The organism is Sphingomonas sp. GW821-FHT04B01 (assembly GCF_059420425.1).
Map to the genome: position 1 here is coordinate 109,708 of NZ_JBWKTR010000001.1, position 25,640 is coordinate 135,347.

The 25,640-nt window shown below is 69.2% G+C and carries 24 protein-coding genes, 1 tRNA gene and 1 pseudogene; 13 read left to right on the forward strand and 13 right to left on the reverse strand.

Features of this window, described 5'->3' with window-relative positions:
* The first annotated feature begins 56 nt into the window (after window positions 1-56).
* Window positions 57-131, forward strand: a tRNA-Thr gene (locus AC07UH_RS00580).
* On the opposite strand, the gene AC07UH_RS00585 is transcribed toward AC07UH_RS00580, so the two are convergent.
* The 3 genes from AC07UH_RS00585 to AC07UH_RS00595 all read right to left on the reverse strand — a co-directional run bounded on the left by AC07UH_RS00585 (window position 110) and on the right by AC07UH_RS00595 (window position 2,323).
* The gene (locus AC07UH_RS00585; protein ID WP_495179698.1) at window positions 110-1,012 is read right to left on the reverse strand and encodes a sigma-70 family RNA polymerase sigma factor; all 903 of its coding nucleotides are present in this window, start codon (window positions 1,010-1,012) and stop codon (window positions 110-112) included. The genes AC07UH_RS00580 and AC07UH_RS00585 overlap by 22 nt on opposite strands.
* Complete coding sequence (locus AC07UH_RS00590; RefSeq protein WP_038664848.1) at window positions 1,005-1,457, reverse strand: carboxymuconolactone decarboxylase family protein; 453 nt, start codon at window positions 1,455-1,457, stop codon at window positions 1,005-1,007. Before AC07UH_RS00590 ends, AC07UH_RS00585 begins: the two co-directional genes overlap by 8 nt.
* 131 nt (window positions 1,458-1,588) lie before the next feature.
* Window positions 1,589-2,323: an SDR family NAD(P)-dependent oxidoreductase gene (locus AC07UH_RS00595; protein ID WP_038664844.1), complete on the reverse strand. Its 735-nt coding sequence runs from the start codon at window positions 2,321-2,323 to the stop codon at window positions 1,589-1,591.
* Window positions 2,324-2,406: 83 nt separating this feature from the next.
* Between AC07UH_RS00595 and AC07UH_RS00600 the strand changes: the two genes are divergently transcribed.
* Together AC07UH_RS00600 and AC07UH_RS00605 are read left to right on the forward strand one after the other, a co-directional pair.
* On the forward strand, window positions 2,407-2,781 hold the full coding sequence (locus AC07UH_RS00600; RefSeq protein WP_038664841.1) for a winged helix-turn-helix transcriptional regulator: 375 nt from the start codon (window positions 2,407-2,409) through the stop codon (window positions 2,779-2,781).
* 96 nt (window positions 2,782-2,877) lie between these two features.
* Window positions 2,878-3,903 (forward strand): annotated as a pseudogene (locus AC07UH_RS00605) (glycoside hydrolase family 43 protein); the annotation flags it as partial.
* Window positions 3,904-3,913: 10 nt separating this feature from the next.
* Here the strand turns inward: AC07UH_RS00605 and AC07UH_RS00610 are convergent.
* Both AC07UH_RS00610 and AC07UH_RS00615 read right to left on the reverse strand, forming a co-directional pair.
* A complete protein-coding gene (locus tag AC07UH_RS00610) occupies window positions 3,914-5,071 on the reverse strand; it encodes an acetyltransferase domain-containing protein (protein ID WP_495179697.1) in 1,158 nt (385 codons plus the stop codon).
* Window positions 5,072-5,692: 621 nt separating this feature from the next.
* Window positions 5,693-6,499: a transglutaminase family protein gene (locus tag AC07UH_RS00615; protein ID WP_495179696.1), complete on the reverse strand. Its 807-nt coding sequence runs from the start codon at window positions 6,497-6,499 to the stop codon at window positions 5,693-5,695.
* A 129-nt stretch (window positions 6,500-6,628) separates the two neighbouring features.
* Between AC07UH_RS00615 and AC07UH_RS00620 the strand changes: the two genes are divergently transcribed.
* Window positions 6,629-8,017, forward strand: coding sequence for a glycoside hydrolase family 43 protein (locus AC07UH_RS00620; protein WP_495179695.1), 1,389 nt, complete (start codon window positions 6,629-6,631; stop codon window positions 8,015-8,017).
* Window positions 8,018-8,029: 12 nt separating this feature from the next.
* Here AC07UH_RS00620 and AC07UH_RS00625 read toward each other — a convergent pair whose 3' ends face one another.
* The 4 genes from AC07UH_RS00625 to AC07UH_RS00640 form a co-directional block, all read right to left on the reverse strand.
* On the reverse strand, window positions 8,030-8,419 hold the full coding sequence (locus AC07UH_RS00625; protein ID WP_495179694.1) for a hypothetical protein: 390 nt from the start codon (window positions 8,417-8,419) through the stop codon (window positions 8,030-8,032).
* A gap of 4 nt (window positions 8,420-8,423) precedes the next feature.
* Window positions 8,424-8,954 (reverse strand): response regulator, encoded by a 531-nt coding sequence (locus tag AC07UH_RS00630; RefSeq protein ID WP_137898218.1) that lies wholly within the window; start codon window positions 8,952-8,954, stop codon window positions 8,424-8,426.
* Window positions 8,954-11,227, reverse strand: coding sequence for a PAS domain-containing sensor histidine kinase (locus AC07UH_RS00635; RefSeq protein WP_495179693.1), 2,274 nt, complete (start codon window positions 11,225-11,227; stop codon window positions 8,954-8,956). Before AC07UH_RS00635 ends, AC07UH_RS00630 begins: the two co-directional genes overlap by 1 nt.
* 99 nt (window positions 11,228-11,326) lie before the next feature.
* A complete protein-coding gene (locus tag AC07UH_RS00640) occupies window positions 11,327-12,241 on the reverse strand; it encodes a LysR family transcriptional regulator (protein ID WP_495179692.1) in 915 nt (304 codons plus the stop codon).
* 90 nt (window positions 12,242-12,331) lie between these two features.
* Between AC07UH_RS00640 and AC07UH_RS00645 the strand changes: the two genes are divergently transcribed.
* Window positions 12,332-13,366: an aldo/keto reductase gene (locus tag AC07UH_RS00645; RefSeq protein WP_495179810.1), complete on the forward strand. Its 1,035-nt coding sequence runs from the start codon at window positions 12,332-12,334 to the stop codon at window positions 13,364-13,366.
* A 14-nt stretch (window positions 13,367-13,380) separates the two neighbouring features.
* Window positions 13,381-14,541: an MFS transporter gene (locus AC07UH_RS00650; protein WP_495179691.1), complete on the forward strand. Its 1,161-nt coding sequence runs from the start codon at window positions 13,381-13,383 to the stop codon at window positions 14,539-14,541.
* Between the two features lie 55 nt (window positions 14,542-14,596).
* On the opposite strand, the gene AC07UH_RS00655 is transcribed toward AC07UH_RS00650, so the two are convergent.
* Both AC07UH_RS00655 and AC07UH_RS00660 read right to left on the reverse strand, forming a co-directional pair.
* A complete protein-coding gene (locus tag AC07UH_RS00655) occupies window positions 14,597-15,463 on the reverse strand; it encodes a tyrosine-protein phosphatase (RefSeq protein ID WP_495179690.1) in 867 nt (288 codons plus the stop codon).
* On the reverse strand, window positions 15,463-17,916 hold the full coding sequence (locus AC07UH_RS00660; RefSeq protein ID WP_495179689.1) for a TonB-dependent receptor: 2,454 nt from the start codon (window positions 17,914-17,916) through the stop codon (window positions 15,463-15,465). The genes AC07UH_RS00655 and AC07UH_RS00660 overlap by 1 nt, the downstream gene beginning before the upstream one ends.
* 379 nt (window positions 17,917-18,295) lie before the next feature.
* Here AC07UH_RS00660 and AC07UH_RS00665 point away from each other — a divergent pair, with 379 nt between their 5' ends.
* The 6 genes from AC07UH_RS00665 to AC07UH_RS00690 all read left to right on the forward strand — a co-directional run bounded on the left by AC07UH_RS00665 (window position 18,296) and on the right by AC07UH_RS00690 (window position 22,372).
* Entirely contained in the window at window positions 18,296-18,664 is a 369-nt protein-coding gene (locus tag AC07UH_RS00665; RefSeq protein WP_495179688.1) for a CsbD family protein, read from the forward strand.
* Between the two features lie 16 nt (window positions 18,665-18,680).
* Complete coding sequence (locus tag AC07UH_RS00670) at window positions 18,681-20,210, forward strand: PAS domain S-box protein (protein WP_495179687.1); 1,530 nt, start codon at window positions 18,681-18,683, stop codon at window positions 20,208-20,210.
* Entirely contained in the window at window positions 20,207-20,371 is a 165-nt protein-coding gene (locus AC07UH_RS00675) for a hypothetical protein (protein WP_495179686.1), read from the forward strand. The genes AC07UH_RS00670 and AC07UH_RS00675 overlap by 4 nt, the downstream gene beginning before the upstream one ends.
* A gap of 24 nt (window positions 20,372-20,395) precedes the next feature.
* Window positions 20,396-21,265 (forward strand): hypothetical protein, encoded by an 870-nt coding sequence (locus AC07UH_RS00680; protein WP_495179685.1) that lies wholly within the window; start codon window positions 20,396-20,398, stop codon window positions 21,263-21,265.
* A 223-nt stretch (window positions 21,266-21,488) separates the two neighbouring features.
* Entirely contained in the window at window positions 21,489-21,731 is a 243-nt protein-coding gene (locus AC07UH_RS00685; protein WP_038664807.1) for a hypothetical protein, read from the forward strand.
* The gene (locus AC07UH_RS00690; protein WP_038664805.1) at window positions 21,728-22,372 is read left to right on the forward strand and encodes a hypothetical protein; all 645 of its coding nucleotides are present in this window, start codon (window positions 21,728-21,730) and stop codon (window positions 22,370-22,372) included. Before AC07UH_RS00685 ends, AC07UH_RS00690 begins: the two co-directional genes overlap by 4 nt.
* Here AC07UH_RS00690 and AC07UH_RS00695 read toward each other — a convergent pair.
* Entirely contained in the window at window positions 22,288-23,361 is a 1,074-nt protein-coding gene (locus AC07UH_RS00695) for a PLP-dependent cysteine synthase family protein (protein ID WP_495179684.1), read from the reverse strand. The two genes, AC07UH_RS00690 and AC07UH_RS00695, sit on opposite strands and share 85 nt — an antisense overlap.
* Before the next feature lie 318 nt (window positions 23,362-23,679).
* On the opposite strand from AC07UH_RS00695, the gene AC07UH_RS00700 reads away from it, so the two are divergent.
* Window positions 23,680-24,948, forward strand: a complete 1,269-nt coding sequence (locus AC07UH_RS00700; RefSeq protein ID WP_495179683.1) for a dicarboxylate/amino acid:cation symporter — start codon at window positions 23,680-23,682, stop codon at window positions 24,946-24,948.
* An 18-nt stretch (window positions 24,949-24,966) separates the two neighbouring features.
* On the opposite strand, the gene AC07UH_RS00705 is transcribed toward AC07UH_RS00700, so the two are convergent.
* On the reverse strand, window positions 24,967-25,548 hold the full coding sequence (locus AC07UH_RS00705) for an NADPH-dependent FMN reductase (RefSeq protein WP_495179682.1): 582 nt from the start codon (window positions 25,546-25,548) through the stop codon (window positions 24,967-24,969).
* Window positions 25,549-25,640: the final 92 nt, after the last annotated feature.

Below are 25,640 nucleotides of genomic sequence, written 5' to 3' on the forward strand. Positions count from 1 at the left end.
GCTTGACAATGCGTCCCGGGTCGTCTCTAGGCGCACCTCGCCCGAACGGGTCGAGTGCTGCCGTAGCTCAGTGGTAGAGCGCATCCTTGGTAAGGCTGAGGTCGTGAGTTCAATCCTCACCGGCAGCACCATTTTCTCCTGATATTTTCGCCGGGTGGCGGACCAGCTCGGCGACATGGCGCAGCTTGTCGGGATTGCGGACGATGTAGATCGCGGTGATGCGCCCGTCGCGCACCGCCAGCGCCGTGGTCTGGAGCACGTCGCCGCGTTCGCGGCTGACATAGCCCGGCAGGCCATCGATCGATCCGACATGCAGCAGCTTGGCCGGCTCGCCGCGATATTTGCGGTGCAGGCCGGCGAACAGCCGCAGGACGCGGTCCATGCCGCGGATCGCATTGCGGAAGGCGAGGACGCGGCCGCCACCGTCGGCATGGATCACCACATCCTCGGCGAGCAATGCCGACAGCGCCGTCGCGTCGCCGTCGCGCGCCGCCGTGAAGAAGGCACCGGCGATCCGCGCCGCCTCGCTGCGCTCCACCGGATAGCGTTGCCGCGCCTCGCCGACGTGACGACGCGCCCGCGCCGCGAGTTGCCGCACCGCGGCCGGCGCACGGTCGAGCGCCGCCGCCACCTCGGGCAGCGCGACGTCGAACACGTCGTGGAGCAGGAAGGCGGCGCGCTCCAGCGGTGACAGGCGTTCGAGCGCCAGCATCAGCGTCAGCGTGAGATCGTCCGCCATCTCCTCCGCCCCGTCGACGGCGAGCAGGGGTTCGGGCAGCCACGCGCCGACATAGGTCTCGCGGCGTACCCGCGCCGATTTGAGATGATCGAGGCACAGGCGCGTGACGACCCGCGTCAGCCACGCCGCCGGCGACGCCACCGCATCCGCCCGCGCCCAGCGCAGCCAGGCGTCCTGCACCACGTCCTCCGCCTCGGCGAACGAACCGGTCATCCGATAGGCGAGGCGGAGCAGCCGTGGCCGCTCCGCCTCGAACGCCGCCGCGTCAGCCATCGTCCACCGGATGCGGCACGCGGAAGCCGACCTGTACGCGGTTCCAGATATTGATCGCCCCGATCGCCATCGTCAGCCAGACCTGCTCGCCGGGCGTGAATGCCGCCGCCAGCGCGTCATAGTCGACATCGGGCGCCTGCGTCTCGGGCAAGCGCGTCAACGCCTCCGCCCAGCCGAGCGCGGCGCGTTCGCGATCGGTGTAGAGCGTCGACTCCCGCCAGGCCGTCAGCATGTAGAGGCGCAATTCGGTTTCGCCGTGGCGGCGCAGATCGCCCGAATGCATGTGGAGGCAAAAGGCGCAGCCGTTGATCTGCGACACCCGGAATTTGACCAGTTCGAGCAGATTATGGTCGAGCCCGCTGTGCGTGAAACTCTGTTCCAGCGCGGCCATCGCCCTGACGGCTTCGGGGGCGAGCGCATGGGGGTTGCGGATACGTGGCGTCATCGTCGATCTCCCTCGGCGCAGGATCGCGCCCGGCGAGAAGACGAGACAGGCGCGGCAGGTGTGACATGCCGCCCGCCCATCGATCGCACGGCTGTCGCGGCCCGGACGCGGCGCCTCCGGGCCGCGTGCGGTCAGATCTGCGCCATGCCGCCGTCGACGAACAGCTCGCTGCCGGTCATGAAGCTGCTGTCGTCCGACGCCAGGAACGCCGCAGCACCCGCGGTCTCGGCGGGGTCGCCGAGCCGGCCGAGCGGGGTCGTCGCGCCCATCGCCTCGAACGCCTCCGTGCCGACGACCTCGAGCGCGAGGTCGGTGCGCGTCGGTCCCGGCGAGAGCACGTTGACGCGGATGCCGGTGCCGCGCAGGTCCTGCGCCCAGCTGCGGGCGAAATTACGCACCGCCGCCTTGGTGGCGCTGTAGACGCTGAACTGCGGCGTCCCCATCACCCCGGTGGTCGATCCGGTCAGGATGATCGACCCGCCGGCCCGCATCAGCGGCAGGCCCTTCTGCACGGTGAACAGCAGGCCCTTCACGTTGACGTCGAAAATCTGGTCGTAATGCTCCGGGGTGATGGCGCCGAGCGCGGCGAAGGCACCGGTGCCGGCATTGGCGAGCAGGATGTCGAGCTGGCCGCGCTCCGCCCGGACCGTGTCGTAGAGCGTGTCGAGATCGGCGAGGTCGTCGACCGACCCGCGCACCGCGCGCGCCTTGTCGCCGAGCGTCGCCAGTGCGGCATCGAGCGCCGCCTGCCGCCGCCCGAAGATATAGACGAACGCGCCTTCGTCGATGAACCGTTTGGCGGATGCCAGACCGATACCGCTGCCGCCACCGGTCACCACGGCCGTCCTGCCCTGCAATCTGTTCATAGCCTATCTCCATTCGAGGAGCGGCAGAGCTGGCGGCGCGCAAACCTATCGACAAGTATGCACCTTTTGGTAAGTACCGGATTATGGACGATATTGCTTCACCCCCGGTGTTTTCCTGCGGCCTCGACGCGACGCTGCGTATCATCGCCGGCAAGTGGAAGCCGCTGATCGTCTATTTCCTGTGCCAGTCGCCGAGCCGCTACGGCGAGTTGCGCCGCGCGGTTCGCGGGGTCAGCGACAAGATGCTGATCCAGCATCTCAAGGAGCTGGAGGCGGACGGCATCGTCGCTCGCCATGATCATCAGGAGGTGCCTCCGCGCGTCGATTATACGCTGACCCCGCTCGGCCACAGCCTGGCGGCGGCGCTGGCGCCCTTATGCGTCTGGGGTTCGGAGAATATGGCGGAGGTGGCGCGCGTCTTCGCCGAACGCGACGCCTGGACGCGCGCGGCGGAATGACCGGGTGCCCCGCCTTGACTTGGACGGAGCAGGTGCCGACGATCCGTCCGTAACGGACGTGGCCGTCAGGGCCGTCCGCCGTCAGGAGCGTCACCGATGACCGAACCGTCCCGCCGCCTGTTCCTCTCCGGTGCCGCACTGGCGGTCGCCGCGCCGGCGCTGGCGAAGACGGCGGCGGTGCCGATCGTCAACCCGCTCGTCCGCCAGCGTGCCGATGCGCAGGTCTTCCGGCACAGCGACGGCTGGTATTACATGACTGGCTCGGTACCCGAATACGACCGGCTGGTGCTGCGCCGGTCGCGCACGCTGGCGGGCCTGTCGACGGCGAGCGAAAAGGTGCTGTGGCGGCATCAGGCGAGCGGGGCGCTCTCCGGCTTCCTGTGGGCGCCCGAACTGCATCGGATCGGCGGGACGTGGATCATGTATTTCGCCGCCGGACCGAGCGGCGGCGGCGCCGACGTCTTCCATATCCGCACCTATGCGATCGTCTGCGACGGCGTCGATCCGATAACCGGCAGCTGGTCGGTGCTCGGCCAGCTCGAGACGCCGTGGGATACGTTCAATCTCGATTCGACCAGCTTCGTCCATCGCGGCACGCGCTATCTGGTATGGGCGCAGCAGGAGCCGGGGATCGCGACCAATTCCAACCTCTATTTGGCGCCGCTTGCCACGCCGCTGACGCTGGCGGCGAAGCCGGTGCGCCTGTCGGTGCCGGACCTCGACTGGGAAACGCGCGGCTACAAGGTCAATGAGGCACCGGCGGTGCTGGCGCGGCACGGGCGGCTGTTCATGACCTATTCGGCGAGCGCCACCGACGCGCGCTATTGCCTCGGCATGTTGACCGCCCGCGCCGACGCCGATCTGATGGACGCTAAGGCGTGGAGCAAGAGCCCGGTGCCGGTGATGACCTCGTCGCCCGAGCACAACGTCTACGGGCCGGGGCACAACAGCTTCACCGTCGACGAGCAGGGCCGCGACATGCTGGTGTTCCATGCGCGCGACTATGCGGCGATCAAGGGCGATCCCTTGTTCGACCCCAACCGCCACACCCGCATCCAGCCGATCACCTATCGCGGCGACGGCACGCCGGTGTTCGACCCGCCGGTGGCGAACGGGCCGCTGCGCTGAGCGGTCAAAGGTAGCGCAGCCACCAGGCGTCGCTCTCCCGCTTCGCCGCGGCGAAGCGGCGGCAGGCGAACCAGCAGGGCACGGCGACCGCGGCGGCGATCAACCACAGCCAGCCGACCGCGGGCACGCTGACCAGACCGTCCTTCCCGATCGCGGCCGCGACGACGCGGTTGCCGGCGTGGAGCAGGTAGAGGTGCAGCAGGTAGAAGAACAACGGCGCACCCCCGAAGACCGCCAAGATCGCGGCCGGCCGCCGCGGCAGCGCCTCCAGCCCGGCGAGCAGCCCCGCGCCGAGGCCGAGCGTGAGCAGCAGGAAGTCGGCCGACGGCGGATATTTGGTCAGATTGAGGAAGCCCAGCGCGGTGACGAGCGCGTCGTCGCCCGCCTGCCACGGCACCGGCTCGCCATAGCCGTTGACCAGCCGCAGCGCGACGAAGCCGGTCAGCATCGCCAGCCCCGTCGTCAGCAGGCGCCGCCGCCGCCACGCCGGCGCGACGTCGCGCGCGAACCACGGCCCGATCGCATAGCCGAGCGCGATCACCCCGATCCACGGCAGCACCGGATAGGAGGTTCGTGCCCGCCCGCCCCACGGCAGATCGATGAAGCCGCGATCGTGCAGGATCGCCCACAGGTCATGCCCCGGCTGGCCCGGCGCGATGGTGACCGGATCGAGCAGATTGTGGCCGAGCAGGATGACGAGGCCGACCGCGACCAGCGCCGCACGCGGCAGATGGACGAGCGCCGCGAGCGCGATCATCGACAGGCCGATCGCCCAGATCACCTGCAGGAAGACGGTCGCCGGGGTGACGTCGAAGGTCCAGGCGAAATTGACGACGGTCCATTCGAGCGCGACCAGGAACAGCCCGCGCTTGGCGAGGAAGGCGGATGCCGCCGCCCGGCCGCCGCGCGGTGCGGCATAGAGCCAGGCGGCAAGTCCGGTCAGCGCGACGAAGACCGGTGCGCACAGATGCGCGGCGAGCCGGGTCGCGACCAGCGCCGGCGCGGTCGTGCGCAGATCCATGGGATCGGCGACCTGCGCGTGCAGGAAGAAGAATTCGCGGCTGTGATCGACCAGCATCAGCAGGATCACCAGCCCACGCAGCGCGTCGATCGATCGGATGCGTGATGCGCGCGCCGGGGCATCGTCGGCGCGGCCTGACATGGGTCCGGACAGAATAAGGCTCCTTCCGGATCGCGCGATGTTACATCATCCCGGAAAACGCAAGCGTCGACTATGCCGCGGCGGACGAGGTCGCGAGGCCCCTTTCCCGTCTCAGGGCGGATCGACATCGATAGTTTCGTGAGTCCCCCCACTGGGGCGGGGCTATCAGATATGAAGGTTCATTTGAGCCCGCCGCCTTCCAACCCCATTCCGTCACCCCGGACTCGTTCCGGGGTCCACCAGGCCGCAAGAAAATGGTGCCTTCTCAGGCCGTTCCTCCCGCCGCAGGGTGGACCCCGGAACAAGTCCGGGGTGACGGATATGAAGAGCAAGCCGACTGAGCCTCGCCACCGCGGCCATAGGAGATAGCCCCCCCAGCAGGGCGGGGCTATCCTACATAAGCGTTTGAGGAATTAGCACGAGCTTCAAACTCCCTCCGTCACCCCGGCCTTGCGCCGGGGTCCCGCTTCTTCGGAACGGCGCGAAGAAGCGGGATGCCGGATCAGGTCCGGCATGATGGGGGATATGAGTACCGTCGCACCACCCCAATCGGTTATATTCAACTGCCGTGCCCCGCCAGAGGAAGGGCTTAACTCCAGAATTGAGAATGCCGACCCGGCTTCAGGCGGCCGCGGCCAGCGAGGAGAGCAGGCCGGAGATACGCGCGCGCAGACCCGGTTCGCGGGTGATCTCCAGCATCGCGGTGAGGCTGCGCCGCGCCGCCGCGACATCGCCGTCGACCAGTTCGAGCCGCGCCCGCTCCCACCAGCCATGGCCATAGGCGGGCGCCATCGCCGTCATCCGCTGGTAGAGCGTCAGCGCGCGCCGTCCGTGCCCCCCAGCCTCGGCACGCGTCGCCTGGTTGAGCAGCAGCCGCACCAGCACCGCGCGATTGGGCATCGCGGCGACGTGGCTGACCGCGGGGGTCTGCCCCGGCGTCATCGCCTGCACCATCGTCGCCAGTTCCTCGGCGCCGACCGGACGGCCGCCGCGGAACGGGTCGATCATCACCGGCGCGACGTCGTCGCCGATCAGCACCAGCACATGACCGGGCACGTCGAGGACATGCGCGGTCCAGCCGAGCCGCCGCGCCGCCGCCACGTAGAGGATCGACAGGCTGACCGGCAGGCCGCGGCGCCGCGCGATCACCCGGATGAGGTCGGCGTTGGCGGGATCGTCATAGGTCGCGGCATCGCCGACGAAGCCGAATTCGGCGCCGAACACCTGTGCGAGCCGCTCGGCCTGCGCGCGCGCACCGGTCGCGCCCGGCGCCACTTCGTCGAGCCGGTCGGCGATCGCGTCGATCAGCGCGCGGCCGGGTTCGTCGTCGCCCGCCTCGTGGTCGAGCAGGGCGAGCGCGAGCGCCGCCTGATCGAGGATGATGTCCTCGTCGTCGAGCAGGCCAAGGCGAATGAGATCATCTTCCATCCTGCCAAGATGGGCGCGCGGCGATGTTCCGCAACCGCGACCATCGGCCGGTTGCGACCCGGCCGCCTTGCGCTAAGCCGATACCACGACGAGCCGCGGCGAAGCGGCGCCAGCGAGAGGACCCGCGCCATGACGACGACCGCCGCCCTGCTCCGCATCATCGCCCCGCTCGCGCTGCTGGGCGCCGCCGCGCCCGATGCCGGCGTCGAACGGCCGATCGTGCAGACCCGCTTCACCGCCGATCCCGCGCCGCTGGTCCACGACGGCGTCGTCTATCTCTACACCAGCCATGACGAGGACGACGCCGACGGCTTCAAGATGCTCGACTGGCGACTCTACAGTTCCACCGACATGGCGAACTGGACCGACCGCGGCATCGTCGCCTCGCTCAAAACCTTTCCCTGGGCATCGCAGACCAACGACGCCTGGGCGCCGCAGGTGATCGCGCGCGGCGGCAAATTCTATCTCTATGCGCCGATCACCGTCGCCGGCTCACCGCGCAACGTCATCGCGGTGGCGGTCGCCGACACGCCGGCGGGGCCGTTCCGCGACGCGCTCGGCAAGCCGCTGATCGCACCCGGCGAAGGCTATTTCGATCCGACGGTGTGGATCGACCGCGACGGCCAGGCCTATCTCTACTGGGGCAACCCCGATTTGTGGTACGTCAAGCTCAACGAGGACATGGTGTCCTATAGCGGGCCGATCACCAAGCTGCCGCGGATCAGGGATTATCAGGAGGGGCCGTGGTTCTACGGGCGCAACGGCCGCTATTACATGGCGTTCGCCTCGACCTGCTGTTCCGAGGGGATCGGCTATGCGATGAGCGACCGGCCGACCGGCCCGTGGGTCTACAAGGGCGAGATCATGCGCCACGATGCGCGCTCGACCGGCAACCATCCCGGCATCATCGACTATAAGGGCGGCTCCTACGTTTTCGGCGTCCATTACGAACTGAACTTCGCGCTCACCCCGATCCATCACGAGCGGCGCTCGGTCGCGGTCGCCAAATTCACCTACAATCCGGACGGGACGATCCCGAACCTCGGCTGGTGGGACCGGACGCGCGCGCCACAGATCGGCACGCTCGATCCCTATGCGCGCGTCGAGGCGGAGACGATCGCCTGGACCGGGCGGATCAAGCGCCCGATCGATCGCGCTTATGACTGGGCGCCGGGCGTCACCACCGCGCAGGACGCGGCGCGCGTCTACGTCACCCGTGCGACGGATCGCAGCTACATCAAGGTCGCCGGGGTCGATTTTGGCATGCCGGGGGCGAAACGCTTCACCGCCGCGGTCGCCGGGGGCACGCCGGAGGCCCGGATCGAGCTGCATGCCGACGCCGTCGACGGTCCGCTGCTCGGCACGCTGCCGGTCGGGATGACCGGCGCGGCCGGACGATGGCAGCAGCGGACCACCGATGTCGCCGGCGCGCGCGGGGTCCACGATCTGTATCTGGTGTTCCGCGGCAGGAGCCCCGGCTCGCTGCTCGACATAGACTATTGGCGCTTCGCCCGCTGACCGCGACCGCGGTCACACGCCGAGCAGGTGCGCGGTCTGCAAGGTGGTATCGAGATAGGCTTCGAGCGCGGTGATCCCCGCCGGCGACAGGGTGAGCGGCGCGTCGGGATCGTCGCTGGTGTCGCCGACGACCAGCCCGGTGCGCGCCAGATGCTGCATCCAGCGCGCCATGGTCAGCGGCGTGCAGGCAAGCTCGGCGGTGATCGTCCGCCCGGTCAGCCGCCGCCCCTCGGCATCGGCGACGAACAAGACGAGCAGCACCTCCCACGGCCATTCGCCGAACAATTCGGCGGGCAGCAGATCGAGTCGCGACCGCCGGTTGACGAGGATCGCGCGCGCCGCCTCGCTCAGCCGGTCGCCATAGCCGGTCGTCGCCACGCCGTCCGCATCCCGCGCCGCCATCGACTCAGGCCTCCGATGCCACGTCGAGCGAATCGAGGGCGTCGAGCGCCTCGCACAATTTCGCCGCGAGCAACGTATGGCCGAGGTCGGAGGCGCGCTCGACGTGGTCGAGCAACTGGTAGCGCATCTGCCGCAACGCCGCCGGCCGGACGTCGGCGACCGGCGCGGGCCGCGCACCGCCGGCCAGCGCCGAGACGAGGCAGGCACCGTCGATCGGCTTCTCGCACCGGATCAGATGCGCATAGGCCGGCGGCACGTCGGCGCGATCGTTGCCGGTGGCGAAGACGCAGGGCGTGCCGCGCGCCAGCAGCAGATCGACGACCGGATAGACCTTCTGGTCGCCGAGATTGATGTCGAGCACCGCGCCGTCGATATCCCCTTCCAGCGCGAGCAGGTCCAGCGCCTGTGCGACCGAGGGAACCGGGCCGAGCACCACCGCGCCGGCGCGGCGCAGCTTCCGCTCCATCGCATCGGCGACCATATATTCGTCCTCGACGACCAGCACCCGGCGGTTTTGCAGCAGCGTCTCAGCCATCATCCAAACTCCCCACCCGCCCGATCCGACACCATCGCCACCGCGATGCGGCAGTGGACGCCATCATCGGTGAAGGCATAGCTCGTTTTCGCCCCCAATTGATAGGGCAAGGCGCGTTCGATCAACTGCCGGCCGTAGCCGCCCGATCGCGCCCTCGCGGTGACCGGCGGCAGCGTCACGCCGCTTTCGCGCCAGTCGACGTTCAGCCACAGGATCCCGTCGTCGGCGCGCTCGACGTCCCACAGCACGCTGAGCTTGCCGTCGCGTCCCTTCAGCGCGCCATATTTGACCGCGTTGGTGGCGAGTTCGTGCAGTGCCAATGCGAGGCTCTGCACCGCCCCCGACCGGAGCGGCACGTCGTGCGGACCGTCGAGGACCAGCGACCCGGCGACGCCTTCGCGATGGAAGGCGCCGAGCGCGGCCAGTTCCGAATCGAGCAGGTCGCCGAACGTCACCCGCTGGCCGGCGGCGGCGTGCGACAACAGGCTCTGCACCCGCGCGAGCGCATGCAGCCGGTCGTTGAAACGCTGTTCGAACGCCTCCAGCGAGCCCGCTCCCTCGAGCGTCTTCTCGGCGACCGACTGGACGATGGCGATGATGTTGCGGGTGCGATGCTGCAGCTCGGCGACCATCACCTCCTGCCGGTCCTGCGCCTGACGCAGCGCGTCGATGTCGTTGGAGGTGCCGAGCCATTCGACGATCCGCCCGCACCCGTCGCGGATCGGCAGCGCGCGGGTGCTGAACCAGCGGTACGCACCGTCCTGATGACGCAGGCGATGCTCGACGTCGAACCCGCCGCTGTCCTGCGCCAGCGCCCAGGCATCGGTGACCGCGGCGACGTCGTCGGGATGGACGAAGTCGAGCCAGCCGCTGCCATGGCCCTCGTGCTCCGGCCGCCCGGTGACCGCCGACCATTGCGGGCTCGCCCAGAACCAGTCGCCCGCCAGCCGCGCCCGCCACAACAATTGCGGCACGCCCTCGACCAGCACACGCATGCGGCGTTCGTTATCGAAGACCGCTTCTTCCAGATGCTTGCGGACGTCGATGTCGATGTTCATGCCGAGCCACTTCTGCACCGCGCCGGTCGCATCGCGCAGCGGGATCGCCCGCGCGTTCATCCAGCGATAGGCGCCGTCGCGCCCGCGCAGTCGATATTCGAGGTCGATCGGCTCGCACCGGCGCAGCGCCTCCAGCCAGACTTGCATCGTGGCGGCGCGATCGTCGGGATGCAGCACGTCGAGCCAGCCGAAGCCGCGATAGTCGGCGTAGCTCTGCCCGGTATAGGCGCGCCAGCTCGGACTGTCGGTGACGATCGCGCCGTCAGGCGGCGTTTCCCAGATCGTCGTCGCGATACCGTCGATCAATTGCTGCGCGCGCGCCTGCACCTCGCGGAACTCGGCGTCGCGCTGGCGGAAGCTGGCGGCGGTACGGGCGTGGTCGATCGCCACCCAGGCGCGTTCCGCTACGTCGTGCAGGACCGCCAGCTCGGCCGGCTGCCACGTCCGGGCGTGGTCGTCCTCGACGCCGAGCGTCGCGACCAGCCGGCCGCGGCGCATCACCGGCACGACGATCCGCGCACGCCCCCCGCCGCCATCGGGCGCGACGACCGTCCGGCCGGCGTGCAGCGCCGCCGCATCCCCGGGGTCGCGCCCGATGCCTTTCTCGTCGCTGGCGTCGGTCCAGCGGCAGCGGTCGACCGCCAGCCACGTCGCGACCATCGCGGTGACCCGGTCGCGGATGCCGGCGGCGTCGTCGATCGACTGGATCGCGTCGCTGAGGGTGAGCAGGAACGTCTGCCGCCGCTCGGCGTCGCGCAACGTTTCGGACGTCCGTTTGAGCGTGTCGATATCGCTGACCACGCTCGCCTGCCCGACGATCCGGCCCTCGGCATCGCGCAGCGGCGTCGTCGCCACCCGGACCCAGATGTCCTCGCCATCGTCGCTGGTGTACAGCAATTCCTGACCGGGAACGACGCTTTCGCCGCGCGCCGCGCGGGCACCGGGGAAATCCGTGGGGTCGAGCGGACGGCGATTCTTATCCCAGCCGCGCCAGCGCCAGAGCCGCTCCGGATCGTTGGACGGCATCGTCCCGGTCGGGCAGAACCGCTGATATTGCGCGTTGGAAACGAGGATCCGGCCCGCCGTGTCGAGCATCGCGACGCCGACGGGCACGCTATCGAGCGTGGCGGCCAAGCGGGCCTCGCTTTCGGCGAGCGCCGCCTCGGCGCGGGCGAGGCGCTGACGCAGATCGGCGATCGTTGCTGGGTCGTCCATCCGCCAACAACGCACGGATGGCGTTGCGATGCATCGATTGGCGTCAGATTTGGTATAATTAATTCATCGACTTAGCGCCAAACCACCCCGGAGCGGCGGTTACGCGGGCGAGGCGAGCCGCGCGGCGAGGAAGTCGACGAACACCCGTACCCGCGCGGGCAGATGCGCGCCGCCGACGAACACCGCGTGGATCAGCTCGACGTCACCGGGATTATACGCTTCCAGCAGCGGCACGAGGCGGCCATCGGCGATCTCGGCGGCGACGCTGAACCGGCCGACGCGGGTGACGCCGACGCCGGCGGTGGCGAGCTGCCCCAGCGTCTCGCCGTTGTTGGCGACGATGCCGCCTTCGACGCAGAGCGAGATATCCCGGCCATCGCGACGGAACGGCCAGGTCGGCTCGGCGCGGCGGAAGCTGAAGTTGAGGCAATTGTGCGCGTGCAGATCCTCCGGCACCGTCGGCGTGCCGTGGCGCGCGAGATAGTCGGGCGAGGCGACGATCACCCGGCCGCTCTCGCCCAGTTTGCGCGCGGTGAGCGCGCTGTCGGCGAGCGGGCCGAAGCGGATCGCGACATCCGCCTGCCCGCCCGCGACATCGATCAGCGTATCGGTCAGTGCGATATCGACGAGGATATGCGGATAGGCGGCCGCGAAATCGCCGAGCAGCGGCACGACGCACAGCCGGCCGTGGGCGAGCGCCGCGCTTACCCGCAACCGGCCACGCGGGCTGCCCTGATCGGCGATCTGCTGTTCGGCATCGTCGAGGTCGGCGAGGATGCGCCGGGCGGCGAGCAGATAGGCCTGCCCCTCCGCGGTTAGCGCGAGCCCGCGGGTGGAGCGCAGCAGCAACCGGACGCCGAGCCGCGCCTCGATCCGGTCGATCGCCCGCGCCACCGCCGACGGGGTCAGGTCCAAGCCCCTGGCGGCGGCGGAGAAACTGCCGCCGTCGATGACCGCGACGAAGAGGGCGAGCGAGCGTGCGCGATCGCCGTTGCCTGCTATCTTTGCTTCCATTGCACAGATCCTTCGCCTGATCGGGTGGTTCCGCCCTGACGATCCGCCCCGCATCTATGCACGCGACGCCGAACCGCGAAAGGGTTGATGATGGAATACCGGCAATTGGGTGGATCGGGATTGCGCGTGCCGGTGCTGGCGCTCGGCACCGGCACCTTCGGCGGCACGGGTCCGCTCTTCTCGGCCTGGGGCCAGACCGACACGGCCGAGGCGCGGCGGCTGATCGACATCTGCCTCGACGCCGGCGTCACCTTGTTCGACACCGCCGACGTCTATTCGGACGGTGCGTCGGAGGAGGTGCTCGGCGCGGCGATCGAGGGCCGTCGCGACGCGGTGCTGCTCTCGACCAAGACCGGCTTGCCAATGGGCGACGGGCCGCAGGACTGGGGCGTGTCGCGCGCGCGGCTGATCCGCGCGGTCGAGGCGTCGCTGCGGCGGCTCGGCACCGATCGCATCGATCTGCTCCAGCTCCACGCTTATGACGCCTCGACGCCGACCGAGGAGCTGATGGCGACGCTCGACGCGCTGATCGCGGCGGGCAAGGTGCGCTATGCCGGCGTCTCCAATTATCCGGGCTGGCAGCTGATGAAGGCGCAGGCAATCGCCGATCGCCACGGCTGGCCGCGGCTGGTCGCGCATCAGGTCTATTATTCGCTGATCGGCCGCGCCTATGAGGCCGATCTGATGCCGCTCGGCCGCGACCAGGGCGTCGGCGCGCTCGTCTGGAGCCCGCTCGGCTGGGGCCGCCTCACCGGCAGGATCGGCCGCGACCGCCCGATCCCCGCGGGCAGCCGCCTGCACGACACCGAGCACTTCGCGCCGCCGGTCGAGCCCGAGCATCTCTACCGCGTCGTCGACGCGCTGGAGGCGGTCGCCGCCGAGACCGGGCGCAGCGTGCCGCAGGTCGCGATCAACTGGCTGTTGCAGCGCCCGACCGTGTCCTCCGTCATCATCGGCGCGCGCAACGAGGCGCAGTTGCGCGACAATCTGGGTGCGGTCGGCTGGGCGCTGACCCCTGCGCAGATCGCCGCGCTCGATGCGGCGAGCGACGTGCTGCCGCCCTATCCGCACACCCCCTATCGCCAGCAGGAAGGATTCGCCCGCCTCAACCCGCCGCTCGTTTGACCGGGACACGATCCATGAAGCTTCACCCCTCTCTCCTTGCGCTCGCTTTGGGTGCATTCGGTATCGGCGTCACCGAATTCGCGCCGATGGGTATGCTGCCGATGATCGCGGACGATCTCGGCGTCACGATCCCCGCCGCGGGGTTGCTGGTCAGCGCCTATGCATTGGGCGTCTTGATCGGTGCGCCGCTGATGACACTGACCACCGGGCGGGTAAACCGGCGGACGCTGCTGATCGCGCTGATGGGCATCTTCACGCTCGGTAGCCTATTGTCGGCGCTCGCCAGCGGCTATTGGCTGCTCATGGTGGCGCGCGTCGTCACCTCGTTCAACCATGGCGCCTTTTTCGGCGTCGGCTCGGTCGTCGCGGCGAGCCTCGTTCCCCCCGAGCGCCGCGCCGGGGCGGTCGCAGCGATGTTCTCCGGCCTGACGATCGCGACGATCGGCGGTGTTCCGCTCGCCACTTGGGCGGGGGAGATGCTCGGCTGGCGCGCCGCCTTCGCGGGGATCGCCGGGGTCGGTGTCGTCGTGATGATCTCGCTGCGGCTCGCGCTCCCCTCGCTGCCTGCTCCGGCAGAGAACGACATGCGTGCCGAATTGCGCGTGCTGGCGCGCGGTCCGGTATTGCTGGCATTGGCGCTGACCACGATCGGCTTCAGCGGCGTCTTCACCGTCTTCACCTATATCGCGCCCATCCTCCACGACGTGACACACAGCTCGACCGGCTATGTCACCGCGATGCTGATGCTGTTCGGGATTGGCGCGACGATCGGCAATACGCTCGGCGGGCGGCTCGCCGATCACTCGGTGGAACGGGCACTGACGATCATGCTCGCGGTGCTGACGCTCACGCTCGTCGCCTTCGCCGGGCTGATGCACTGGCCGCTTCCCGCCGCCGTCGCGATCCTGATCTGGGGCGTGGCGAGCTTCGCGATCGTGCCGCCGTTGCAGATGCGCGTGATGCAGGCCGCCGCGGACGCGCCTAACCTTGCCTCGGCGATGAACATCGGGGCGTTCAACCTCGGCAATGCGATCGGCGCGGCGCTCGGCGGCGGCGTGATCGGCGCAGGGCTCGGCCTGCCCGCGGTGTCGCTCGCCGGCGCGGCGATGGCGGCTGCGGCGCTCGTGCTGCTGCTCGCCGCCCGCCGCCCGGCGCGCGCCGCCTGCCCCGTATAGGTGACGGGCAGCAACTGGCCTGCGTCTGCGGTTCCTTACGCCCTTGGCGCCCCGGTCAATCCAGATAGGCGGTGCGCAGCCGGGCGATATCCGCCGCCGACAATCCCATTTCGTCGCGCAACCAGCCGGTTGCGCTGTCGGGATGACGGTCGAGCACCGCCAGCGCCGCCTCGATATAGCGCCGGTCCGTCGCTGACAACGCCGCGGTGACGCCGGGCGGCAGATGCGCCCAGGGTGTGTCGGCCTGCGCCGGGCTGGCGAGGAGCTTGGCGGCATCGAGGTAGCGGTTGGTCAGCAGATAATCGTCGATCACCGTCGCGCGCGGCACGCCGAGCGCGGTGAGCAGCAAGGCGGCGGCGATGCCGGTACGATCCTTGCCCGCCGAGCAGTTGAACGCGAGCGGGGCATGGCCGGCGAGCAGCTCGGCGAACATCCGGCGATACTGACCGCGGAACTGGACGAGCATTTTGGGATAGCTCGCGGTCATCGCCGTTTGCGCGGCGGTGGCGGTCCAGTCCTTCATCGCACCGGCGGGCAGAAAGTCGCGGGTGTCGAGTAGATAGTCGTCGCTCAGCACCCGCGGCGCGCCCTGCGCGGGCCAATCGACCGGTTCGGCGGCACGCTCGCGCGTGTCGCGCAGGTCGCAGACGACGCGGAGGCCGCGCCGCTGCAATTCGGCATAATCGGCCGCGGTAAGCCCGTGCATCGAACCGGAGCGGTACAACAGCCCCCATTTGACGTGCCGGCCATCACCGGTGGCATAGCCGCCGAGATCGCGGAAGTTGCGTCCGCCCTGCAACGGCAGCAGCCGTTGGTGCGCGGACGCGGTTGCGGTCGCGATGGGCTGCGACCGGGCGACGACGGCGCTGCCCGGCAGCGAGGCGAGCAGCGCCAGCGCCACGGCGGAGGGGATGATGCGCATCAGAAGGTCACCTGCACCTGGCCGCCCAGCGTACGCGGCTCGTTGTAGAAGCCCTGCAGGCCGGTGGTGACGGACAAGGTCTTGTAGAAGACGTGCTGTTCGTCGAAAAGATTGCGTGCCCAGACCGACAGCGTCACCTTCGCGTCGCCCTGCCCCATCGCGATATCGGCGAGCGCCAGCGACGTGTTGACGATGAACGCGGCATCGCCCTTCGGCTGGTAGACGTTGCCCGGATTGTTCGCGCCGACATACACCGGGTCGTTGGAACTGGCGTAGAAGCCCGAATCGTAATTGCCGTCGATATGCGCACGCAGCGTCGCACCGGTCAGCGGCACCTCGAAATCGGCGGCGGCGCTGGCCGAGTCGCTCGGCGTGTAGGTCTGGTAGATCGGTACGGCGAGCGTGCTCAGATCGCCCTTGGCATTGGGATAGGGATTCACCGCCGGCGGGATGTGGACATAGGTATGCGCGTAGGAGCCGTGGAGCGTCACTCCGCGCACCGGCATCACCGTCAGCTCGGCCTCGACGCCGTGGATGCCGCCGGTGCCGGGCGCGTTGAGGGTCGAAATCGTCGTCCGCGTCGTCGCGCCGTTCTTGCCGTCGACATAGGGGCGCTGGAAGTCGATCTGGATGTCTTTGTACGTGCCGGCATAGGCCGCGATGTTGAAGCGGGCGTGGCGATCGAAGAATTCGGTCTTGGCGCCGACCTCGAACACCGAGACCGTTTCCGGATTGAACGCGTCATATTCCTGCGAGCGCGAATTGGCGCCGCCAGATTTATAGCCGGTGCTCCATTTGCCGTAGAGATGCACGTCGCGGGTGGCGTCGACGGCGAGATTGACCATCGGATCGACCCGCGACCAGCGCGCGTCGAGCGGCAGTTCGCGCGACACGCCGCGACGGTCGACCGGCAGCTTGCCGTTGACCGTCAGCAGCGTGCCCTGCTTGGCGTCGCGGCTCCAGCGCAGGCCACCGGTCAGGTGGAGGCGATCGTCGAGCGCGGCGGGCGTCCAGGTCGCCTGGCCGAAGGCGCCGACGCTGCTGGTCTTCACATAGCTGGCGCGGTCGATCCGCTGCGCGGTGTAATCGAGCGGCAGCGCCGCATAGTTCGCCACGTCGGTGCGGAAGTTGGGCGGCAGGATCGTATAGGCGGTGCAGGCCGCGGTGGTGCATTGGTTGGTGTAGAAGGCGCGGGCATTGTCCTCGACATGCTCCTGATAATAAAGCGCGCCGGCGACGAACTGCACCTCCGCCACGTCGCCGATCAGCTGCACCTCCTGGCTGAACTGGTTCTGGCGGAAATCGGCGAGACTGTAGCGCGCGAACGGCAGCGGGATGGTGTTGCCGGCGAAATCCTTGCTGACGAAAGTGGTGGTCGGCGCCGACAGGGAGTTGGCCGCCGAACCGTTGTCATATTGGGTCTGGGTCATCGCGCGATAGGCGGTGATCGACTTGACGGTGAGCGCGGACGCCGGGTGATAGGCGAGCGTCAGCTGGTTGCCGCGGACCTTGCCGACGCTGGGCTGCTGCGGAACGCCGACGTTGGCGTCGCGCGCGCGCTGCGGCTGCACGGTGCCGAGCGGCGCCTGCTTGTAGGTGCCGGGCGCGAGCAATTGCAGATAAAGCGGGGTCGAGGCGTCGTAGGAGGTGTCGAACGAATAATCGGCGCTGAAATCCGCGGTCGGCTTCCACAGCAATTCGTAATGCAGGCCACGCTTGTCATAGGCGTTGAAGCCGTCGGCACCGGTGAGCGGATTGCGCACCAGCGGGCCGCGGTGGCTGACGACCGCGTCGATCTTGACTGCGATATCCTGGATCGCGGGCAGGTCGAGATGCACTTCGCCCTTATAGGCGCCGTAATTGCCGATGCCGGCGATCGTGTTGAGATGGTATTCGCCGCTCGGCCGCTTGGTGACGATATTGACCGCGCCGCCTTCGGTGTTGCGGCCGAACAACGTGCCCTGCGGCCCCTTGAGCACCTCAATATTCTCGATGTCGAACAGCGCCGTGCCGAGCCCCTGCGCGCGGCCGAGATATACGCCGTCGATATAGACGCCGACGCCCTGGTCGCGTGCCGGCTGGTTGCTGTCGCTGAGCACGCCGACGCCGCGGATGTTGACGATCAGCGCCGAATTGCGTGAGTAGAAGGGCGCGACCTTGAGCGACGGGATCGACCCGTCGCCGAGATCGGCGAGCGACACGACATGGCGGTTGGCGAGATCGTCGCCGCTCAGCACGCTGATCGAGATCGGCGTCTTCTGCGCGCTCTGCGGCCGCTTCTCAGCGGTGACGACGATATCGGTGAGCTGGTCGGGCGCGTCCTCCGGGGTCTTTTCGGCGGTAACGACGCTCTTGGGATCGTCCGCGGCGAACGCCGGCGTCGCGATCAAGGTGGAGCAGACGGCGGTCGCGGCGAGCAGCCGCGCCGCAATGGCGGAAGTGGTGAATGACATGACGGAGCCCCCCGTTTCGTAACGAAACATGGCTGCGCGGTGCGATGCGTTCGTTTCGGATGCATGACAGATCGACCGCATTTATGTTGCGATGCGAAATATCTGCCGGGTGGCGCCACCTGCGCCGGCGTCGGTTGGCCGCCTGGATGCGGCCCGATCGGGGGTATAAGACGATCAGCAACCCCCCCACAAAGCTACCAGGAACCAACTGAGCTAACGTAGGTTTGTATGTCCAGAACGGTCGGACACCCGCGACCGTTCGCGAGACTTCCCCAACTCGCCCTGATCCGTTCGGCCGGTCCGATGCCCCTGGGCAGCGGATCGCGGTGGGCCGTCCGCCTTCCGCGCGGGTCGGGCATTGCTCTTCATGGAGACCGAGATGAACACGCACGAATGGCATGGCGGCGCCCGCTACGTCGGCGGCAAGGTCGAGACGGCCGTCGGCGATGCGGTCGACAGCCGCGACTGGCAGGTCGACGGGATCGTCGATCAGGTCGCCGGTGCGGCCGAGAACCTCTACGGCCGCGCCCAGTCGGTCGCCGAGGACGCGGTCGATGCCGCGCCGCATCTCGCCGCCAAGGGCCGCGACGCGGTGACCGACGCCGCCGATCGTGCCGCCGAGGCGGCGCGCCACGGCAAGCGGGTCGTCGCGCGCAGCCTGGACGAGCAGCCGGTGCTGTGGGCCGCCGTCGCCGCGGCCGCGGGCGGCTATGCGCTCGCCTGGCTGATCCACGGCCAGCGCGACTGATCGCCGGCGCGCGTCGATGTCCACGTCGCCCAAGAGCCTGCGCGAGACCAATGATCTGCGCCACCTGCGCCAGATCATCGCCGGTCTCGACGAAGGCGTGATTCTGATCGATCCCGACCAGAGCCTGCTCTGGGCGAACGATGCCGCGCTGGCGATGCACGGCGTCGAACGGCTCGATCAGCTCGGCGCGACGGTCGACGATTATCGCGCGCGTTTCCAGCTGCGCTATCGCATTAACCACCGGCTCGCGGCGGACGATTATCCGATCGAGCGGGTGGCGGCCGGCGATTCCTTCTCGGAAGTGGTGGTCGAGGTGACCGTCGCCGGCGAGGAAGACCCGCGCTGGGTGCATCAGGTGCGCAGCCTGGTGCTCAACGATGCCGACGAGGACGTGCCGACCTGCGTCGTGCTGATCGTCCAGGACGTCACCGCGCGCTACGAGGCGGAGGACCGGTTCGAACAGTCGTTCAACGCCAATCCGGCGCCGGCGGTGATCTGCCGCCTCGCCGACCTGCGCTTCGTCAAGGTCAACCAGGGCTTTCTGGAGATGACCGGGCAGGATCGCGACGCGGTGCTGGGGAAGACCGTTTACGACATCGACGTGCTGCACGGCGCCGACCAGCGCGATCTCGCCAAGCAGCGACTCGCCGAGGGACGGACGATCCCGCAGATGGAGGCCGAGCTGGTGCTGCCCGACGGCGGCACCAAATTGGTCATCGTCGCGGGGCAACCGATCGACTTCGACGAACGGCCCTGCATGCTGTTCACCTTCGCCGACCTCGAACCGCGGCGGCAGGCGGAATCGGCGCTGCGCCACAGCGAGGAGCGATTCACCCGCACCTTCCAGCTGGCGCCGGTGCCGATGGCGATCGGCGCGCGCGACGGCCATGTGCTGTGCGAGGTCAACGCCAGCTTCACCGCGCTGACCGGCTATGCCGCCGATGCGATCGTCGGCCGCTCGCTCGCCGACCTCGGTTTGTGGGCGGACGATACGGTGCGCGGCGACGTCGAGGCGGCGATCGCGGATGGCGGCGACCTGCGCAGCCACGAGGCGCGCATCGCGGTGCGCGACGGCGGCGCGGTCGACTGCGTCGTCTCGACCGAGACGATCACCATCGGCGACGCCAGCTGCCTGCTATGGGCGTTCCAGGACATCACCCAGCGCAAGGCGACCGAACTCGAACTGGTCGAGGCGATCGAGGCGGTGATGAAGGACACGAGCTGGTTCAGCCGCTCGATCATGGACAAGCTGGCGCGGCTGCGTGCGCCGCAGCCGGATGCCGACGGCCCCGGGCTCGATGCGCTCACCGCTCGCGAGCGCGAGGTGCTGGCGCTGATCTGCCGCGGGCTCGACGACAAGAGCATCGCGCGGGCGCTCGACGTCTCGGGCAACACCGTGCGCAACCATGTCGCGCGGATCTACGCCAAGATCGGCGTCAACCGCCGGACCGCGGCGGCCGCCTGGGCGCGCGCGCGCGGTTTCGACGACGGTGCGATCGCGCTGCGGTCGATCGCGCGCGGCACGGCGCAGCGAGGTGCCGCATGACCAACAAGATACCTGCCGATCCGGCGACGCGCGCGGCCAAGGGCGCCGCGCGGGAGACGATCGGCAAGTTGCTCGGCGACGACGCCGAGGTGCGCAAGGGGCGCGCAGAACGGAAAGCGGACGCGACCGGCCCGGCCGGCCGCCCATCCGACGACCGATAACGACAGACGACAACAGGAGTGACTATGGCGACGATAACGACGACCGGCATGACGCCGGCAGAAGAGAATGCGATCCTGCATGGGCCGAAGCGGCTGTCCTGGGGCGCGATCTTCGCCGGCGTGGCGATCCAGCTGGTGCTCGGCATCCTCGGCACCGGGATCGGGCTGACGATGGTCGATCCGGTCGAGGGGACGACGCCCGGCGCCGCCGGCTTCGGCATCGGTGCCGGCATCTATTGGCTGATCACCACGATCGTCGCGCTCGGTGCGGGCGGCTATGCCGCGGCGCGCGTCGGCGGCGCGACCGATCGCTTCGATGCGCTCGTCCACGGCATGGTGGTGTGGGGCGTGACGCTGATCCTGACGCTGTACCTGCTGACCTCGGCGGTCGGCGGGATCATCGGCGGCGCGTTCCGCACCGTCGGTGCGGTCGCCGGCGCCGCCGGTTCGAGCGTCGGTGCGGTCGCGCCGCGCGCCGCGGAGGTCGCCGGCGTCGACGAGGGCGACGTGCGTCAGGAGGCCGCCGCCTATCTGTCCGCCGCCCCCGCCGATCCGGCGCAGATGACGCCGGAACAGGCGCAGAAGGAAATCGCCAAGCAGCTGCCCGCGATGGCCCGTGGCGGCACCGGCGGCGCACAGGCCGAAGCCCGCGTCGTCGACATCGTCGCCGCGCAGCGCAAGATCAGCCGTCCCGAGGCGCAGGCCCAGGTGACGCGCGCCAAGGCGGACTTCGTAAAGACGAAGGACAAGGCCGTGGCGACCGCCAAGTCGGCGACCGACACCGCCGCCGGTGCCGCTGCCGGTACCTCGTTCATCATCGTGCTCGCGCTGCTGGTCGGCGCCGGTGCGGCCGGGTTCGGCGCGACGGCGGCCACCCGCCGCCGCCTGCGCTGAGTGTCTGCGGCAGGTCGGCGTTCTTCGACCTGCCGCTCCCCCTAATGGGGAAGACGCATCGCCGTCGCGGTCCGATCGGACCGCGACGGCGGCGTCACTTGCTTATCGCGCGGTTCGCGCCCATCTATGGTGTCCGTATAGTCGCATATCGACGTGACGCGCCGGTGCCGACCGCGCCGTTCGCCCTTCCCTGCCTCTCTTCCTACCGCTGACGAGGTGCCCGATGTCCAGCGACGCCACATTCTTCCGCAAGCAGGCCGATCAGGAGCGCAGCAACGCGTCCGAGGCCAATCTGGACAACGTCCGCGACCGCTGCGAGCGCGCCGCGCGTTCGTGGGAAGCGATGGCCGCGCGCGCCGAGCGGACCGAGGCGATGCGCGACCAGCGCGCCGCCGCTACCCGCGCCGCCAGCACCCTTGCCGCATCCGAGGATGCCGAGTCCGATCCGGTCCATAGCGAGGCGTGATCCACACTCGCGTCACGCCGCTGCGGGGGGCAGCGGCGGCGCACGACACCTTGACCCGCGGCGCGACCTTCCTCGCCGCGCTCGCCGAGCGTCCGGTGATCGCCGACGGCTGGCCGCAGGGCCCGCATGCGCGCACCCGCGCGCGCTTCGTCGCCAATTGCCTGCGCGAGCTCGACCGGTTCCTTCATGGCCTGCTCGATGAACTCGGTGCGTCGGCGGGCCATGTCGTGCGCGAGGAACAGCGCAATACCGCCAACAAATTGCGCGACTATGGCGTCCATCCGCTGGCTTCCGGTGCCGACCGGGCGCGGCTGCTCGCGCTCGGCCGTTCCAGCGCCTGCCTCATCCACTGCAACGGCGTCGTGCGCCGCCCCGACGTCGCTGGCGGCAGCATGATGACCGCCGGCTGGCGCGCCGACGTGGGCGACGAACTACGCCGTTACCCGCTGGGGACGCGGCTCGCGCCCGGTCGTACCGAGATCATCGACGTCTGCCGCTTCTACGACCGGCTCGGGCATCGGCTGATGCTCGCGCCGCCGGTGCTGCCGCCGCGTCGTCAGCCCGCGCCGAGGAAGCCGCGCATCGCCGCCGCCGCGTCGTTCCAGGCGACGCCGTGCGTCGCGCACCAGGCGTCGTCGTAATAGGTGCAGGCGTAACGGTCGCCGCCGTCGCAGAGCAGGGTGACGATGCTGCCCTGCTCGCCAGCCGCGGCCATCTCGGCGACAAGCTGCGCACAGGCGTGGAGATTGGTCCCGGTCGAGCCGCCGACCGATCGCCCGAGCGTTTCCGACAGCGCACGCATCGCGCCGAGGCTGGCGGCATCCTCGACCGCGATCATCCGGTCGATCACCGAGGGGATGAAGCTCGGCTCGAGCCGCGGCCGACCGATCCCCTCGACGCTCGACGCGCAGCCATCGGGTAGCGCGACGACGCCCGGATCGTCGAAATGGCGGTGGAACACCGAATGCACCGGATCGGCGACGCATAACCGGGTCGCATGGCGCTGATAGCGGATGAAGCGGCCGATGGTGGCCGAGGTGCCGCCGGTGCCGGCACCGCACACCACCCAGCGCGGCACCGGATATTCCTCCTCCGCCATCTGCGCAAAGATGCTCTCGGCGATATTGTTGTTGCCGCGCCAGTCGGTCGCGCGCTCGGCATAGGTGAACTGGTCCATATAATGGCCGCCGGTCTCCGCCGCGAGCCGCTGCGCGGCGGCATAGACGCTGCGCGGATCGTCGACCGCATGGATCTCACCGCCGTAGAAGCGGATCGCGTCGAGCTTGGGCGCGGCGGTCTGCGCCGGCACCACCGCGATGAAGCGCAGCCCGAGCATCCGCGCGAAATAGGCTTCCGAGACCGCGGTCGACCCCGACGACGCCTCGATCACCGTGGTGTGCGGCCCGATCCACGCGTTGCACAAAGCGTAGAGGAACAGCGAGCGCGCCAGCCGATGCTTGAGACTGCCCGTCGGATGCGAGCTTTCGTCCTTGAGATACAGCGTGATGCCGGGAAAGCGCGGCAGTTCGAGGCGGATCAGATGGGTATCCGCCGAGCGATTGTAATCCGCCTCGATCCGCCGCACCGCCTCGGTCAGCCAGCGCCGGTCGATGTCCATTCCATGGGTCATGCGCGGGGGCTTTATACAGGTGAGGCGGAAACGGACAGGGTGGCAACTCGGTGGCGCGCGCAATCGTGGGGCTCCCGCCCTTTCCTCCCCCTCCGTCAGCGCTGACGCGCTGCCACCTCCCCCTTGCGGGGGAGGAATAGGAAGTCCTCCCCCGCAAGGGGGAGGTGGCGCGCCGAAAGCGTCACGGAGGGGGAGGATGGGGCGGGAGCCATGAGGCGGACAAAACCGTACCCCACCTTTACCCACCTCCACCATTTCTATCGTCGCACCGGCACCCTTCACCCCCTACATCGCCGCGATGATCAGGACCTTCGCGCAATGACCCGCCCGCCCTTCGGCGTGCAGGTCTTCATCGGCATGGCGATCGGGCTCGCGCTCGGCTTCGTTGCGCGCAGCTATGCGCTGCCCGGTCTCGCCGAGGGGCTGAAGATCGTCGGCGACATCTTCGTGCAATTGCTCAAGGCATTGGTCGTGCCGCTCGTCTTCACCGCGATCGTCGCGTCGATCGCCGCGCTGCGCGACCTCAACAATGCCGCGCGGCTGGTCACCGGCACCTTCCTCTGGTTCGGGCTGTCGGCGCTGATCGCGGTGTCGATCGGCCTGACGCTCGGCACGTTGCTGCAACCCGGCGCGCATGCCGGGGTCAGCGCCGCCGCCGCGGTGCGCCCCGATACCGCAGGCTCGTGGCTCGACTTCCTGCGCGGGCTGGTGCCGGCCAATATCCTCGGCCTCGAAGCCTCGACCAGGCTCGCCGACGGCACTGCGAAGACCGGCCTGTCGTTCAACGTGCTCCAGCTCATCGTCGTCGCGATCGCGATCGGCGTCGCCGCGGTCCGCACCGGCGAGGCGGGCGCGCCGTTCCTCGCCTTCAACGCCTCGGCGCTGGCGATCTTCCGCCGCATCCTGCGCTGGGTCGTCCGCCTCACCCCGATCGGCACCGGCGCTTTGCTTGGCAGCGCGATCGTCCGCTACGGCTGGCAGTCGCTGTCGGCGCTCGGCACCTTCGCGATCGCCATCTATATCGGCCTCGGCCTCGTGCTGTTCGTCGTCTATCCGTTGCTGCTGCTCGCCAACGGCATGAGCCCGAAGCGCTTCTTCGCCACCGCCTGGCCGGCGATCCAATTGGGCTTCGTCTCGCGCTCGTCGATCGCGACGCTGCCCGTCACCGAACAGGTGGTCGAGCGGCTCGGCGTGTCGCGCAGCTATGCCGCCTTCGCGGTGCCGTTCGCGGCGACGACCAAGATGGACGGCTGCGCCGCCATCTATCCCGCGGTCGCGGCCCTGTTCGTCGCGCAATATTACAATATCCCGCTGCACGGCGTGGACTATCTGCTGATCGTCCTCGTCTCGGTGCTCGGCTCGGCGGCGACCGCGGGGCTGACCGGCGCGTTGGTGATGCTGACGCTCACCTTGTCGACGCTCGGCCTGCCACTGGAGGGCGCTGGGCTATTGCTCGCGATCGACCCGATCCTCGACATGGGCCGGACCGCGGTCAACGTCGCGGGGCAGGCGCTGATCCCGGCGATCGTCGCCAAGCGGCAGGGGCTGCTGGAGGAGACGGTGGCGGCCAAACCGGTCTTCGCCTGATCCCCGCCCCGCGGGGCGCTATGCGACCGCGAGCGGAGCGAAGCGCGCGACCTGCCGGCCGACGATGCCGAGCTGCTCGACCACCGCGGGGTCGCTCGCGCCGCCCTCGGCATCGAACTTGGTGATCTGCGTGTTGATCGCCGCGGCGAAGGGGGTCGGCCAGCCGCGCAGCGCGTGGACGATCGAGCGCAGCGCCGCGATCGTCGAGCCCGTCGCCTGCCAGCCATAGGCCGTCGCGATCAGCCCGACCGGCATGTCGGCGAGATAGGGGCGCGCGTCCTTCGCCGTCTCCTCGAGCAGGTCGAGCGCGTTCTTGACCACGCCCGAGATGCTGCCGTGATAGCCGGGGCTGGCGATGATCACCGCCGAGGCCTGGCGCACCGCGTCGACGAACGCCTCCTCGTCGGCGGTACGGCTGGTCGCGCGCGGGTCGTAGAGCGGCAGGCGGGCCATGTCGGCGCCGCCGAACATCCGCGTGCGGAAGCCCTCGCGCTCGGCGGCGTCGAGCGCGATGCGCAGCGCGCGCTCGGTCGACGAGATGCCGCCGATGGTGCCGCCGATGCCGACGACGAGAGGGGGAGAAGCGGGATCGACTGCCATGACGCCTGCGATAGCGCGGCTCGACGGACGGCGCCAGCCAAGGTAAACTTCGCTAACCTCACGCAGAGACGCGTGCCCTTGCCTCAGCTGTT